At 65.5% G+C, this 14017-nt stretch carries 16 protein-coding genes and 1 pseudogene; 6 read left to right on the forward strand and 11 right to left on the reverse strand.

Annotated elements, in window-relative coordinates; genetic code table 11:
• Window positions 1–39: 39 nt before the first annotated feature.
• From FCN77_RS27735 to FCN77_RS14055, 5 genes and pseudogenes are all read right to left on the reverse strand, one after another.
• A complete protein-coding gene (locus tag FCN77_RS27735; protein ID WP_368074276.1) occupies window positions 40–318 on the reverse strand; it encodes a hypothetical protein in 279 nt (92 codons plus the stop codon).
• Window positions 264–1175 carry a serine hydrolase domain-containing protein gene (locus FCN77_RS14040; RefSeq protein ID WP_368074277.1) on the reverse strand — a complete coding sequence of 304 codons (912 nt, stop codon included), beginning with the start codon at window positions 1173–1175 and terminating at the stop codon, window positions 264–266. Before FCN77_RS14040 ends, FCN77_RS27735 begins: the two co-directional genes overlap by 55 nt.
• A gap of 30 nt (window positions 1176–1205) precedes the next feature.
• Window positions 1206–1845: pseudogene (locus tag FCN77_RS14045) on the reverse strand (glutathione S-transferase C-terminal domain-containing protein).
• Between the two features lie 19 nt (window positions 1846–1864).
• Window positions 1865–2614, reverse strand: a complete 750-nt coding sequence (locus FCN77_RS14050; protein ID WP_137322762.1) for a M50 family metallopeptidase — start codon at window positions 2612–2614, stop codon at window positions 1865–1867.
• Complete coding sequence (locus FCN77_RS14055; RefSeq protein WP_137324775.1) at window positions 2611–2976, reverse strand: TraR/DksA family transcriptional regulator; 366 nt, start codon at window positions 2974–2976, stop codon at window positions 2611–2613. The genes FCN77_RS14050 and FCN77_RS14055 overlap by 4 nt, the downstream gene beginning before the upstream one ends.
• A gap of 176 nt (window positions 2977–3152) precedes the next feature.
• Between FCN77_RS14055 and FCN77_RS14060 the strand changes: the two genes are divergently transcribed.
• Together FCN77_RS14060 and malQ are read left to right on the forward strand one after the other, a co-directional pair.
• Window positions 3153–3677, forward strand: a complete 525-nt coding sequence (locus tag FCN77_RS14060; protein WP_137322763.1) for a hemerythrin domain-containing protein — start codon at window positions 3153–3155, stop codon at window positions 3675–3677.
• Window positions 3678–3686: 9 nt separating this feature from the next.
• Complete coding sequence (gene malQ, locus FCN77_RS14065) at window positions 3687–5843, forward strand: 4-alpha-glucanotransferase (RefSeq protein WP_137322764.1); 2157 nt, start codon at window positions 3687–3689, stop codon at window positions 5841–5843.
• A 98-nt stretch (window positions 5844–5941) separates the two neighbouring features.
• Here the strand turns inward: malQ and FCN77_RS14070 are convergent, their stop codons facing one another.
• The 6 genes from FCN77_RS14070 to FCN77_RS14100 all read right to left on the reverse strand — a co-directional run bounded on the left by FCN77_RS14070 (window position 5942) and on the right by FCN77_RS14100 (window position 11091).
• A complete protein-coding gene (locus tag FCN77_RS14070) occupies window positions 5942–6808 on the reverse strand; it encodes an HNH endonuclease (protein WP_137322765.1) in 867 nt (288 codons plus the stop codon).
• 91 nt (window positions 6809–6899) lie between these two features.
• Window positions 6900–7271 carry an STAS/SEC14 domain-containing protein gene (locus tag FCN77_RS14075; RefSeq protein WP_137322766.1) on the reverse strand — a complete coding sequence of 124 codons (372 nt, stop codon included), beginning with the start codon at window positions 7269–7271 and terminating at the stop codon, window positions 6900–6902.
• A gap of 142 nt (window positions 7272–7413) precedes the next feature.
• Entirely contained in the window at window positions 7414–8613 is a 1200-nt protein-coding gene (lhgO, locus tag FCN77_RS14080; RefSeq protein WP_137322767.1) for an L-2-hydroxyglutarate oxidase, read from the reverse strand.
• A gap of 41 nt (window positions 8614–8654) precedes the next feature.
• The gene (locus FCN77_RS14085; protein WP_137322768.1) at window positions 8655–9956 is read right to left on the reverse strand and encodes a class I SAM-dependent methyltransferase; all 1302 of its coding nucleotides are present in this window, start codon (window positions 9954–9956) and stop codon (window positions 8655–8657) included.
• A gap of 473 nt (window positions 9957–10429) precedes the next feature.
• On the reverse strand, window positions 10430–10621 hold the full coding sequence (locus tag FCN77_RS14095) for a hypothetical protein (RefSeq protein WP_137322770.1): 192 nt from the start codon (window positions 10619–10621) through the stop codon (window positions 10430–10432).
• On the reverse strand, window positions 10618–11091 hold the full coding sequence (locus FCN77_RS14100) for a hypothetical protein (protein WP_137322771.1): 474 nt from the start codon (window positions 11089–11091) through the stop codon (window positions 10618–10620). The genes FCN77_RS14095 and FCN77_RS14100 overlap by 4 nt, the downstream gene beginning before the upstream one ends.
• Before the next feature lie 106 nt (window positions 11092–11197).
• On the opposite strand from FCN77_RS14100, the gene FCN77_RS14105 reads away from it, so the two are divergent.
• The 4 genes from FCN77_RS14105 to FCN77_RS14120 all read left to right on the forward strand — a co-directional run bounded on the left by FCN77_RS14105 (window position 11198) and on the right by FCN77_RS14120 (window position 13907).
• Window positions 11198–11770, forward strand: coding sequence for a hypothetical protein (locus FCN77_RS14105; protein WP_137322772.1), 573 nt, complete (start codon window positions 11198–11200; stop codon window positions 11768–11770).
• 134 nt (window positions 11771–11904) lie between these two features.
• Complete coding sequence (locus tag FCN77_RS14110) at window positions 11905–12645, forward strand: HNH endonuclease family protein (protein ID WP_137322773.1); 741 nt, start codon at window positions 11905–11907, stop codon at window positions 12643–12645.
• Window positions 12646–12761: 116 nt separating this feature from the next.
• Entirely contained in the window at window positions 12762–13241 is a 480-nt protein-coding gene (locus FCN77_RS14115; RefSeq protein WP_137322774.1) for a DUF805 domain-containing protein, read from the forward strand.
• Window positions 13242–13442: 201 nt separating this feature from the next.
• On the forward strand, window positions 13443–13907 hold the full coding sequence (locus FCN77_RS14120; protein WP_137322775.1) for a GatB/YqeY domain-containing protein: 465 nt from the start codon (window positions 13443–13445) through the stop codon (window positions 13905–13907).
• The last annotated feature ends 110 nt before the right edge of the window (window positions 13908–14017 follow it).

Here is a 14017-nt window from a genome sequence, read left to right on the forward strand (position 1 = left end):
TAGGGGTGTCTCCGTGGTGCGACAAGTGGACGAACCTGCTTACGCGTACGCGCCGGCCGCCTTCCCCTGCCGGATTGAGCACGCCGCCTGACGTGCCGCATGGGCCAATCGGTGCGCCCGGCCCGGCGTCCGGCCCTCTTCCTGCCGCCCCGGGATGTAGCCGAAGCCGATGCGATAGGCGGGGTCCGCAAAGCCAAGCGCTGCGTTGGCGCCTTCGTGGCCGAACGCGCGGTGGCTGCCGAAGTTCCGGCTTGGATGCGGCTTCATGAACACGACGGCGAATGCGTTGTCGAGCCCCGATGCGCGGTCCAGCCCCACACCTGTTCCTCGGACATGATCCTGACTGTTTCCGGCGCAAGGAAGGCGTCATTGCCGTCAAGGCCCGTGGTGGCCGCAGCGTAGAGCCTGGCCAGGCCGTCTGCCGATCCCACCCCTCCGGCGCTGCTCATTCCGCCGGCACGGATGACCCGGTGGTTGGGCAGTTCCATCACCGTGCTGACCGCGGCGTTTCCGTTGAGCCCGTCCAGGCCCAGGGGGTCCAGCCAGGGCTGGCGCGGGTCCACGTCGTACAGGACGTCCCGGTAGCGCGGCTCCTGGTCTTCCGGAAGCCCCAGGAAGAAGTCGATGCCGAAGGGCAGCCGGATACAGGAGTCGTACATCTCCTGCAGGGTCCTGCCCGCGACACGGCGGCAAAGCTCCTCCATCAGGAGGCCGATCGTCAGGGAGTGGTATCCGAACGTGGTGCCGGGGCGCCACAGCGGTGCGGCCGCCGCGAGCCTGGCGGCCCCGTCCGCCGTCGTGAATTCCTTGAGTGCGAAACCGCCCTCCACCCCAAGCAGCCCCGCCCGGTGGGAGAGCGCCTGACGCACGGTAATGGCCTCTTTGCCGTGAGCGGCGAATTCCGGCCAGTAGTGCGCCACCGTGCGGTCCAAGTCCAGCAGGCCGTCCTGGACCAGGAGTCCGACGACGAACGCTGCCGCGCCTTTGGAACAGGAGTAGGCGCCCGTGATGGAATCCTGGGCGAGGTGCTGGCCACCGCTGAGGTCCACCACCTTGGTGCCGTCACTGTAGACGGCTACCTGAGCGCTGTACTCCGGGTCTTCGGCAAGGAACGAATCAAACAGGGCCTGGACAGCTTGGAATTCGGGCGCGGCAAAACCTGACGAAAGTGGCATGGGACAACAGTAGCGGCGCGCCTGGGGTGACTACTGCGATCGGGCCCCGCCGTGTCCCGGTGCAACTTCCTCGCCGCTGCGGACGGGACCGGGCGCCGTGCCGTCTCCGATGGGACGGCCGGGGGTCTGGAACAGGTCCCGGGCATAGCCCCAAAGCGCCGGCATTTCGGTGAGTTTCTGCCGGTTGCATTAGAAATGGCCGTGGTAGACGGCGTCGAACCGGACAAGCGTGGTGATCAGGCGAACATCCGCTTCCGTGATCGTGTTGCCCACGAGGTACCTCTGGCCGGCCAGCCGCTCTTCAAGCCAGTCCAGGGCATTCCGGAGACGCGCATAGGCGGCGGAATACGCGTCCTGCGAACCGACAAATCCGCACCGGTAGGGGGCTCCGGGGCGGTGAAAAGCCGTCCACTCCGTGGCGAAGTCAGGGGTGATCGATCCCGGTCCTGTTCGCCCATGGGCAGGCACGGGCGGCGACCAGGCGGTACCTGCCGGCCTCCACGGGCCATCCGGGTTCGCCATTAGGTCCGGGAGTGCCGTTCCGGGTTATCCGGTCTTCGATGTAGTTGGTGTCCCGGGTGAGGTCTTCTCCACCGGTGACGTAGGAACCCCTGGCGCTGAACCCGGGACCGGATCGATGGTCGGACGCAGTACGGGAATCGGAAGTCATGCGTCCACCCTATTTGCGTTCAGCCTGCGAGCAGAGCCGCCAGCACCTGCACCATGGGCTGCCAGGCCACCCACCAGGCGCCGGCTACAACCGCCGCGAAAAGGAAGATCCAGACGGCGGAAGGCACCGACGTCGCGCGGTAGAGCAGGTGGGCGTCCGACGTCGGCAGCCTGTCCCGGCGCCTGAGGTGGACGTTGGACAGCTTGCCCAGGTCACGGACCGCCGCCACCAGGAGGGCAAGGCCCAGTGCAATCACCACATGCCCGGTGAACTCAGGCGGGACGAATAGCACCAGGAGCGCAGAGCCAAGGACTGCGGCAGACGTTATCAGGAGCCCCATGGCATTACGGATGAACAGAAACGAGCACAGCAGGATCAGCGTCCCCACGGACATGGCCGCCGGTCCCCAACCGTTGAATCCCGACCACACCATGGCGGCGCCCACCACTCCGGGTACCGGGTAGCCCCAGAACGTGGACCAGACTGCCGGGAGACGGCCCCTGCTGTAGGTGGTGGTGGTTCCGGAGTGGTCCAGGCTCAGCCTGATGCCACCTAGTCGCTGCCCTGTCATGAGGGCAGCGAAGGCATGGCCAAGTTCGTGGGTGACGGTGGCCAGCAGCCCGAAGTACCGCCAGGATGCCCGGGGGAGGGACAACGCGGTAGCGACGAGGATGATCAGCAACAGCTCGGTGGCGGTTACCAGCGGGGTGGGCGACTGCGAAAAACCCGCGACGATCCGTTGCCACAGCGAACCGGCTACATCCGTCATACGCCGTGGCCTGTCTTGCCGCTGGCGTGATCAATGCAGAACGCCGTCCAGGGACGGGCTTCGAGCCGGGCTTCGACAATAGGTTCGCCGCAGATTTCACAGTAGCCATAGCTGCCGTCCGCGGTGCGCGCCAAGGCGGACTCGACCTGGCCCAGCGTGGCAGTGCTCTGCCGCAGCAAGGCAGCTGCCTGCGAGAGCTCGAAGGCGATGGTTGCGCCTTCGGGGTCGTGTTCGTCGTCGACGTTCGAGTTCTGGCGGGCCGCGTTCGCGGAACTGATGTCGTCCCGCAGCGACGGCAGCAGGGAAAGCTTCCGGTCGCGCTCCGCTACCAGCAGGATCCTGAACTTCTCGACGTCGACCATAGTGTCCAAGGCTAGCCCGCTCCGGACGGCGGCGTCGAAACTGCCTGAAATAGTGGGGCCGAAAGACCTCTTGCTGCCGTGCAGTGCGTCCGTAGAGTGAAAGCGCGCGAAGCCACTACAAGACCGGTGCGGGGCCGCCCTCCGGATGGCACGCGCGCATGAGGCCGGGAGAGACCATGAATGATCCGTCGGAGAAGGACCCAGCCGCAGAGGCCAAAGCCCTGGCGGCCGTGGAGAGGCATCACACTGGCATGCTGAGGCGCCTTACGGCGCTCACTGACACTCTGACGAGTTCCGTGGCCAAGCACGACGCCGGGGCCGAGCATGATGCTCACGAGGTGCTGCTGGAGTGGTGCGAAAACGAGCTGGTGCCCCATGCGCTCGCCGAAGAAGGGCCGCTCTACGGCGGGCCGAGGGATACCGCCGAGGGAAGGCTGCTGGTTGAAGGCATGCTGGTGGAGCACCAGGTGATCGTGGGCCTCGTGGAGGAGTTCCGCGGTGCCCGGGGCGTGGACGCCGCCGTAGCCGCTGGTGCCATTCAACGCATCTTCGCCCTGCACCTGTACAAAGAGAACAGGCTCCTCATGCCGTTTGTGGTGTCGTCGCCCGGACTGTCATTGGCCGAAGCCGTGTCAGGGTTGCATGAACTTGTGGGCGAAGAACATGAGCGCCGCCGGGGATCGGACTCGGCGACGCAATAGAGTAGGGCCATGGCGGACGGAACAGGACAAGACCACACGGAAATTGCTGGCGAACTGCTAAGGAACCTGGCCGAGGCGCACGGGGTGAGCACCTCGTTCCGGGGCTGGGACGGCGTCGAGCATCCTGTGGCCACCGGAACACTGCAAAGCGTCCTCGGTGCACTCGGCGTTCCCGCGCAGACTCCGGACGACTTGCAAACTGGGCTGAGCGAAGTGGAACTGGCGCCGTGGCTGCGGCTGCTTCCGCCGTCGGTGGTTTCACGGGAGGGCCGTGAGGTCCGCGTGGCGGTACACGTGCCCCACGGCGCCGGCGTCAGAGTGTGGGTCCAGACCGAGAACGGAACCCGCGTGGATGCCGAACAGCGGGAGGACTCGGAACCGCCCAGGGACGTTCACGGCGTCCTCAAGGGGAGTGCAACCTTCGCCCTTCCCGCTAACCTGCCCCTGGGCTGGCACACGCTTTATGCGGAGGCCGACGGCGAACAGGACGAGTGCGCGCTGGTGATTACTCCCGAACGCCTGGAGACCACTGGCAAGCTGCTGTCGGAACGGCATTGGGGCCTCACGGCCCAGCTGTACTCGGTAAGGTCCTCCCGTTCCTGGGGGATCGGTGATTTCTCCGACCTCGTGGACCTTGCAGCGATTTCAGGGAACGACGGCGCAGGCTTTGTCCTGGTCAATCCCCTGCACGCGGGGGAACCTCGGCCCCCCATAGAAGATTCTCCGTACCTGCCCACGACGCGCCGCTTCTTCAACCCGCTCTATATCCGCATCGAGGAGGTGCCGGAGTACGGATACCTGGACCCTGAGTCCAGGGCCGCCATCGAGAACCTCGCGGCCAGGCTCCACACAGCCAACACCGCCGACGGCCTCCTCGACAGGAACCGGAGCTACGAAGCCAAGCTTGAAGCGCTGGAGCTCCTTTTTGCTGTGCGTCGAAGCCCCGGCCGCGAACGCATGTTCGAAGACTTCTGTGCCCTCGAAGGCAAGGGCCTGGATGACTTCGCACTATGGTGTGCCCTGGCAGAGTGGCTTCCGCCCGCCGCTTCTGAATGGTCCGGTGAAGCGTCCTCACCGGCCACCCCGTACTGCGAGCGCATGCGGTCAGCGCTCGCGGACCGGCTGGAGTTCCACCGGTGGCTGCAGTGGATCTGCGACGAGCAGCTGGATGCGGCACAACGGGCCGCGAAGCACAGCGGCATGGCCATCGGGATCGTCCATGACCTGGCTGTTGGCGTCAAGACGGTCGGTGCCGATGCCTGGATGCTTCACGACGTGCTCGCCCCGGGAGTCACAGTGGGCGCGCCACCTGACGTGTTCAACCAGCAGGGGCAGAACTGGACCCAGCCGCCGTGGCATCCCGGAAGGCTGGCGGCTTCCGGATACAAGCCCTACCGCGACATGCTCAGGACCGTGCTTCGCCACGCGGGCGGCATCCGCGTCGACCACATCCTGGGGCTATTCCGCTTGTGGTGGATTCCCGTCGGCGCCGGTCCCGACCAGGGCACTTATGTGTACTACGACCACGAAGCCCTCATCGGCATCCTCGCCCTTGAGGCGCAGCGCGCCGGCGCGATTGTGGTGGGCGAAGACCTCGGCGTGTTTGAACCGTGGGTCCGGGACTACCTGATGGAGCGCGGCATCCTCGGAACATCCATCCTGTGGTTCGAACACGGGGAGGCGGGACCGCTTCCCCCCGAGGACTACCGGCAACAGTGCCTGACCAGCGTCAACACCCACGATCTTCCCCCGACGGCGGGATACCTGGCCGGTGAGCATGTCGCCCTCCGCGAATCTCTGGGCCTGCTCCTGCGGCCGGTTGAAGCGGAACGCGCCGCGGCGGCCGCCGAACAGGAGGCGGTGCTGGCGCTGGTGCGTGAACGCGGCCTGCTTCCCGATCAGTCAGACGTGGGCGTTCAACGGACCGTCGAGGCCCTCTACGCCTTCACGGCCCTGACGCCCTCCGCACTGCTGGGCGTGGCCCTCGTTGACGCCGTCGGTGAAACGCGCACTCAGAACCAGCCCGGAACGGACCTGGAGCATCCCAACTGGCGCATCCCCCTCGGGGGACCCGAGGGGCCCGTGCTCATTGATGACCTACCGAACAGTGCCAGGTTCAGTTCCCTAATCGGGGTGGTCCGAAACGCGCTGAAGGGGCACGGCTGACTGACTCCGCCGTTCATCCTACTGGCCTCGAAAGGATCCTCCAACGGAAAATCCGCTGCGCCTGATCAGCCAGAGCGGGGGTTCAGCCTGACACCGGTTCAGCCTGGCCCGGGGCCAAGGATCCGGTGGGCCTCCTGCTGTGACTCCAGTTCCTCGGGGCTTAGAGCGCGCCCGCGCATGAAGCCGGCCCTACCCAGGAGCTGGCGCAGTTCCGAGAGGGAACGCGCGGTGGTCACGCCGACGTGCGCCATGGCGTGGCAGTTCGCGCACAGCGGCACAAGGTCCGTGACCGGGTCCAGCCGGTAGTTTTCGTCCAGTTGCGAAACCGGCACAGTGTGGTGGACGTCGATGAAATCCCGGCCGATGTCCCCGTAGGCGATTTCGAAGGAAAACCCGCAGGCGGCACAGCTGGTTCCGTAGTGCGCGATACAGGCACGGCGTGCATCCGGGTCCCGTTCGTAACGGTTGGCGTCAACTCTGCTGACGGCCCATGCAGGGTAGGTCCCGGGCACCGGCAGCGCAGAGTCAGGAAAGAGTGCCGGACCGGACCGGAGCCACAATTCGCGGATCCGGGGTTCCGCTCCGGGGCCCACGGCCTGGACGCCGCGGACTCCGTCCCAGCCCACCTCCGGAATTGTCTCGCGGAGGATCTCCGGTGAAATCTGGTCACCGCGCGGAAGCAGCGAGTCGAAGGTGATCACCAGTTGCGCAGAAGGTGTCCGGGCCGCCTCGCCTGGCTGCGTAGCACTCGACAGGGTTGAAACGATCACACCGTGCCCGAGCAGGCCCCGGCCGCGCCGGCCCTGCAACAGCAGCCATACATCCGCCCCGGCGGGGACGCTTACGTGCCCGGCAATGGTCCAGATGGCATGGTACTGCCCGGCCTCACGCACCTGCTCGACCACCGCTGTGTAGTTCCAGTCGTTCCAGCGGTCCGGATTCCACGCCAGGATGATGGCTGTCATGCGCCCATTCTTTCAGTGCGGGGTTATTCGGTGCAGGGTCGCGCCTTGGCGTCCGGGCCCTCAGGCTTGGTGCAGACGGAAGGCGTGTCGCCTATTCGCTGATGTTCTCAAGCCAGTCGAGTGCCGCGTTCTCATCCGTGAAGTATCGGCTCGGGCAGGCCGGCAGCGGCAGTCCCAGCGGGCCGTGGGCGATGACGCGGTCAACCGGGGACGTTCCAAGGATCGCGAAGGCGCTGACCGTTACCGCCGAGCTGTAAACATTGATCGCTTCCCTGCAGACGGAGCCCACCCCGGTGATCTCCAGGAGCACTCCGCCGCGGACGCCGCCCGTCAGGGCAAGAAGCTCTTCCCTGGTGCGTGCACCGTCCTCCTCCGTGATGCGGGCGGTTGGCCGAAGCCTGATGCGGGAAATTCCCTGCCGTACACGCGCCACACTGACGTTTGCCTCAGCGATGTTTGTCATTGGTTCCCCCAAACGGGGGCACCAGCCAGCGCAGCCACGCGGCTGCGATTTTCCCGGCGGTGCACTGCCTGGAAATTTCCCCCGGCGACAATCTAACGGGGCTTGCGGCCGATGTCCATCAACCACGCAGGAACGCGGCACCTCATTTCGGGAGATGGATAAAGTGCTCCAGCAGATGGTCCGCAATAGCCATGGCAGATGTTGCTGCGGGGGAGGGCGCATTCCGCAGGAGGGTCACCGGGCCAACCTGGTCGATGGCAAAGTCATCAAGAAGGCTGCCGTCCAGGGACCATGCCTGGGCGCGGACACCGGATGCAGTCTTCGCGGTCAGGTCGCCGATCTGCAGCTCCGGTATGAACCTGTGCGCCTGCCGGTAGTAGAGCGGCTTGATCAGGGAAGCGGCAATTTCCTTCGCGCCCATCCGCCAGTGCTGTTTGGCCAGCGCACGGGCTCCGGGCCACATGACCGACGCCGCGGTGTCTTTGAAGGAGACCCGGTTCCAGCCGTAACCCTCACGGGCGAGGGCCGGAACGGCATTGGGTCCCACGTGGATGGTGTCGTAGACGCCCCTGGTGAAGTGGACCCCCAGGAAAGGGAACCGGGGATCCGGGACGGGGTAGATCATGCCTTTGACGAAATGCTGCTTTGCTGCGGCCAGGCCCCAGTACTCACCCCGGAAGGGCAGGATCCTGGGAGCGGGGGAGGCGCCCACGAGTCCTGCGACGACGTCGGACTGCAGCCCGGCGCAGACGATCAGCCGGTCGAACACCAGATCGGCCCGGCCGGTGGTGACGCGCACTTTGCCTTGGCCCGTGGAGATTGCAATGGCTTCGTGGCCGAAAAGAATCTGTCCGCCACTGGACCGGACGTCGTCGGCCAGTGCCTCGGTGATGGCGACGAAGTCCACGACGGCTGTCTGCGGGGAGTGCAGCGCGGCGACGCCCGCGACGTGCGGTTCGATCTCGCGCAGGGCGCCGGCGCCAAGACGACGCAGCCCCGGCACACGGTTGGCGACGGAACGCCGTTCAATGTCTGCCAGGGCAGGGAGCTCGTCATCAGTGAGGGCAACCACGAGTTTCCCCAGCTCACGGTAAGGGAGGTCTTTCTCCCGGCAATAGTCGCGCGTCAGCTCACGGCCGCGTTGGCACAGCATGGCCTTCAGCGAGCCGGGGGCATAGTAGAGGCCAGCGTGCACAACGCCGGAGTTGTGCCCGGTCTGGTGCATCGCCACACGCTGTTCCTTTTCCAGGACGGTGACGTTCGCCAGGTTGCGGCTGCTGAGGGCGCGGGCGATCGCAATGCCCACGATGCCGCCGCCAATGATGCCTATGTCCTCAACCAATGCTTTGACCCCCTACCCGTCCCTTGCTGACACCCGCTTCATCAGATCCATTCGGTCCGGCGAAGCGGCGGTTCGGTGCCGCCAGAGCGTTGCACCAGCACCTGGTTGACGCCCGTCAAACCCTCCTCGAACCCCAGCGCACTGGCAGCCATGTACAGCCTCCAGATGCGGGCCCGTCCGGTGCTCGTGGCAGCCACAGCCTCGTCCCAGTGTTGCTCCAAGTTGCGCACCCAGGCACGGAGCGTAAGGGCGTAGTGCTGGCGCAGCGCCTCGACGTCGAGCACTTCAAGGCCGCCGGACTCCAGCGCGCCGATCATGTCGGCGAGGCTGAGCATTTCCCCGTCGGGGAAAACGTAGCGGGGGATGAACGAGTCCGGGTCAGGGCTGGTGGGCCCGGCGTTCCATGAAATGGCATGGTTGAGCAGCCGGCCGCCCGGGCGCAGCAGGCCGTGGAGCTGGGAGACGTACCGGGAGATCTGATCGCGGCCTACGTGTTCGGACATGCCGATGGAGCTGATCGCATCAAACGGCCCGTCGTCGACGTCGCGGTAGTCCTGGACCCTGATCTCGACACGATCGGTAAAGCCGGCATCGGCCACGCGCTTGCGGGCCAGTCCGGCCTGCTCGTTTGAGAGCGTGACGCCTACGACCTCGACCCCATAGCGCTGGGCGGCGTGCAGGGCGAAGCTGCCCCAGCCGCAGCCGACGTCCAGGACACGCATACCCGGCCTAAGCCCCAGCTTGCGGCAAACCAGGTCGATCTTGGCTTCCTGGGCTGCCTCGAGCCCGTCGGGCCCTCCGTGTTGGCTATGGTCCGCGTTCCAGACGGCGCAGGAGTAGATCATCGACGGGCCGAGCACAAGGGCGTAAAAGTCGTTGCCGACGTCGTAGTGATGGGAAATCGCAGCCGCATCGCGGCTCTTGGAGTGCCGGCTGCCGTGGCGATGAACCTTCGATTCCTCCGGGGGAGGGGCAGGATTCGGTCCCACGGCGCCGAGGCGGACGGCGGTCCGGAGCAACGTCCACACTTCGCGGGCAGTCGGGGCGGGAAACGGCCCAGGTTCGGCAAATTTTCCGGCGGAGCTCAGGGCAGCGAAGCTGGCGAAAATATCACCCGGCGCATCGATTTCACCGGCAACGTAGGCGCGACTCAGGCCCAGCTGCCCGGGCGACCAGAGGATGCGGCGCAGCGCGCGCCGCGAATGGAATTCGATGATGGGGGCGCCTGCCGGTCCGGCCTCCGAGCCGTCCCAGGCGCGCAGCCGGAGCGGGATCCCTTTGGTGCCCAGGACGATGGCCAGCGCTTCCGCCAGCCGTGATGCCACGCCCGTTGTCTTCGTCATGTGCACTGCCTCTCTTCCGCTGGAACTGCTGCCTGCCGGACCCTCGTTTCCTTGCTGCGGGTCCTTGTATCCGGGCATACGCATCTGTAGTTGTTCAATCTATGTTGCATCCACCGCGGGCGTCACGGGCCTAACGACACCCCCGGACGCCCGCCGGGAAATCCGGCAGGGAAAAGGTGTCGACGTGCACGCCGATCGGGAGGAGGATTAAGGGGCATTCACTAGAAGGAGGTCAGTGATGTGCTATCCGTATAACAAGGATTTCCGAAGGGACGTTCGGAAAGAGGCCTCACCGGAGCCTGAGAAGCAGCCGGAACCGCGGGTTGAGGTGAAGGACTTCAAGTTCTGGGCCTTCCCCCGGCGGGAGCGCAAGTACACAGGTTCGGAGCCGGTCGTAGACCGTACGCCCGAGAAAGTCTAAGGAAAACAACGAAGGCCCCGCAGCACGGGGCCTTCGCTATGGGGTTTTCGCCTTAAAGATCTTCTTTGGAGAGCGCCTTGGTCTCGGCCGGTGTGGGGCGGCCCAGGCGTTCATCGAGGGCGACACGCAGCCTGGCCGCAGCGACCTGGACCCTGTGCCCGGCGGGGGTCAGCTGCCGTCCGCCGGACGTGGTCACATGACGGGGCGCCCGGGATTTTTTCTGTTCCGGTGTGCTGGTGCTCATGGCGTTCCCTCCTCCGTTCTGTCCGTGCTGGTCGTTTCATTGTCCCCGATGTTGTCATTGGAGTCCACGGCTTCAACCTCCTCGTCCCACGTGCCGCCTTCGCCGTTCGCTTCAGTCACCGATTGCCACGCAATGTCCAACAGCTCCAGCTCCTCTTCGCGGGCGAGGTCGCTTCGTGCCAGGACGGCCAGGGATGCCAGGCCCAAGGCCTTGGCGTCCTCATCTGCATGCAGGGCTTTATCCAGGGCCCACTGCGCACGCTTCCACCATTCGGCGCGGTCGTCGGCCCTGGTTCTTTGGGTAAGCGCCAATGCGTCCGCAGCCGCCTTTTGCCGAAGGGTCCGCCACCCAATGAACGCGGCCAGGACGGCGCCGGCCAGAACCGCCAGTGGCCCCAGTGCAGCCACGATCTGCCACCATTCGGCAGGGTTCGCAACAGGGAGTTCGAAAGGAACAGGCGACAGCTTCACGTACCCACCCTAGGCCCCGAATGCGCCGGAATCCGGCGTTGGCCGCAGCGAGTCTCCCCGGCCGGCCGGGGATCGCCCGGTACCGTTATTTTGGGGGTGGGTGGATATGGAAAACGGCGTAACGGACCGGCTGTGGGACAAGGACGTCCAGGAGTACATCGCTGCGTGCAGGCACGAAAAGCTCAGTGACATCACTTTGGGTTATTCAGCAGGCGAGGACGGGCACTCGTTCCTGACGGCCTCGGCACTTTACGTCACCCTGAAAGGCCGCGCCGTGCCCATCGGATACCGCTGGGCCGACTCAAAGTCCGGCAGGACGGCCGAGGTCTACGTCGGCAAGGCCAGGACAGCCGCTCCACAGGAGCTGGAGGGACTGTTCCGGCTTGCCCTGAGGGCCGGCCTGTGGCGTGAACGGCGGCACGTTGCCTTCGCGCTGTCGGCTGTGTCTGACGTTCATTTGAAGGCCGACGGCGTCCGCAGCCGCCTGCATTTTGAGCACCTGAAGGCGCTCTATGGCTATGACGCGGTTTCGCTTGCGCTCCTCCAGTCCAGCCGGGTCGACGGAATCGATGCTCCTGAACGGAGGGCACGGGCGGCGCAGGCGCACGAGCTGACCTTGCAGACACTTAACGATCTTGCCTACTTGTACGGCGCCCGCTCCGCGAACGATTCGCGCTAGCCAGGGTCGGCCACTGTCGCGGAATTGAAGGACGCTCGCAGGTCTGCACGGCCGGAAGGTCTGTGAGCGGCACCATGTTCGGACCTGCCGGGAGCGGGCGGGCCACGCGGGTAGCGTGAGCGTTGCCCGCTCACATGAAGGAACAGACGATCACACGCTCCGCCGCCACTAAGTCCCTGACCGCCCTCGCCGCCCTGCTGCTGGCCGGATCCCTGACCGGCTGCGAGGCGGCTTCCCATGTCGGCACGAAGCTGGCCGAAGCGATTGGCGACGCACGCTCCGGGGCAACCGGTGCGCCGTCGGCTGCTCCTGCCGAAGCGGCAGCAGCCCTGGCGCAGCTGGAGACGATCCCGGTCAAGGGCCGTGCGCCAAAGACCGGCTACAGCCGCGACAACTTTGGTCCGGCCTGGGCCGACGTGGACCACAATGGCTGCGATACGCGCAACGACATCCTGGCCCGGGACCTGACGAACGAAACGTTTAAGGCCAGCACCCATGATTGCGTCGTGATGACCGGAACCCTTGCCGACAAGTACACGGGCAAGACGATCGAGTTCGTGCGAGGCGCCGACACCAGCTCCGCCGTCCAGATCGACCACATCATTCCGCTGTCGCTTGCCTGGCAGACCGGCGCCCAGCAGATCAGCGAGGAGCAGCGCAAGCTGCTTGCCAACGATCCCCTCAACCTCATGGCCGCGGACGGTCCGGCCAACATGGCCAAATCCGACAAGGACGCCGCTACGTGGCTGCCTGCCAACAAGGCGTTCCGCTGCGAATACGTCGCCCGGCAGACGGCCGTGAAGGCCAAGTACAAGCTGTGGGTCACCCGGCCCGAGCACGACGCGATTGCCGGGACCCTGGACGGCTGCAGGTAGCCGGTACTGTCCGTCACCGATAATTTACGAAACTTTTATCCATCGAACAGCCATTTTGTGGTTTGGCCCCCTTACGATGAACACGTCTCATCACTCTGACACCCTGGGGGAATTCCTTGAGCTATCCGCAACCGCAACAACAGACCTGGCAGACCGGCGAGCCGCCGCTGTGGGCGCCATATTACGGCGCCCCGTTCCCGGCAGCCGTAAAGCGATTCTGGAAGAAGTACACGGTCTTTTCCGGCCGCGCCAGCCGCAGCGAGTACTGGTGGTGGGTTCTCGTCTCGGCCGCCGTCGGGATCGTCCTGCAGATCATTGCAACCGTAGCCGGCGGGGCAGGGGCCACCACCACGGCTTCGGGAACGGTGCCCGGTCCGGCAGCCCTCCCTGTGGTGATCCTTCTCATCGCATGGGGCCTGGCAACGTTCATCCCGTCGCTGGCGCTCACCGTACGGCGCCTTCATGACGGCAACTTCAGCGGGTGGCTGGTGCTCCTGGCACTGGTTCCGTTCCTGGGCGGCCTCGCGTTGCTGGTCATGACGATTCTGCCGTCCAACCCTGCTGGCCAGCGCTTCGACCAGCCCGGTGGCGCCTGACAGTTATGTAGGGCCCGTTCCAGCGGTGCCAGTTCGCTGCTGTTGAATAAGCGCTCAAGTAGGACCCGCCGTCACCGGCGGGTCCTACTTTTTCTTTTGGGTGGATATTTTGGCTGTGGTGTGACGACGGCGGCGGGCGGCATGCTGTATCCCGCCCCGACCGGCGACAATGGAACCAGGACCAACGAAACGAGAAACATCATGACCACCCTGAAGGAACGCCTCCACGGCGACGTCGTCGTCCACATGAAGGACCGGAACAAGGTTGCACTCACCACGGTGCGCAACGTGCTGGGCGAAATCGAAACACGGGAGAAGTCCGGCAAGACGCCCATCGAGCTGGACGACGCCCAGGTAACGTCCCTCCTGCAGAAAGAGGCTGCGAAGCGACGCGACACCGCCGGCATCTACACCGAAGCCGGCGAAGCCGACCGTGCCGCGGCCGAAATCGCCGAGGCCGAGGTCATCGAGGCTTACCTGCCCAAGGCCCTGACACGCAGCGAAGTCGAAGCGATCGTTGATGCCGAGATCGATGCGCTGAAGGCAGAAGGCCAGGAGCTCTCGATGCGCTCCATCGGTGCCGTGATGAAGCCGGTAACGGCCAAAGTTGCCGGACGTTTTGATGGGAAGACCGTCAGCGAGATCGTCCGGAGCCGTCTGGCGTAAGAACATCAAGGGACGTCCCCTGCCGGGCCGGCCACTGTGTGGATGACCGCCATTTGGCGGTTACACACGAGTCCTTTGCGAGTTGCTGGCGGTTAGAATCGCAGGACGAA

Source organism: Arthrobacter sp. 24S4-2, from assembly GCF_005280255.1.
In the GTDB taxonomy this organism is placed as follows: domain Bacteria; phylum Actinomycetota; class Actinomycetes; order Actinomycetales; family Micrococcaceae; genus Arthrobacter.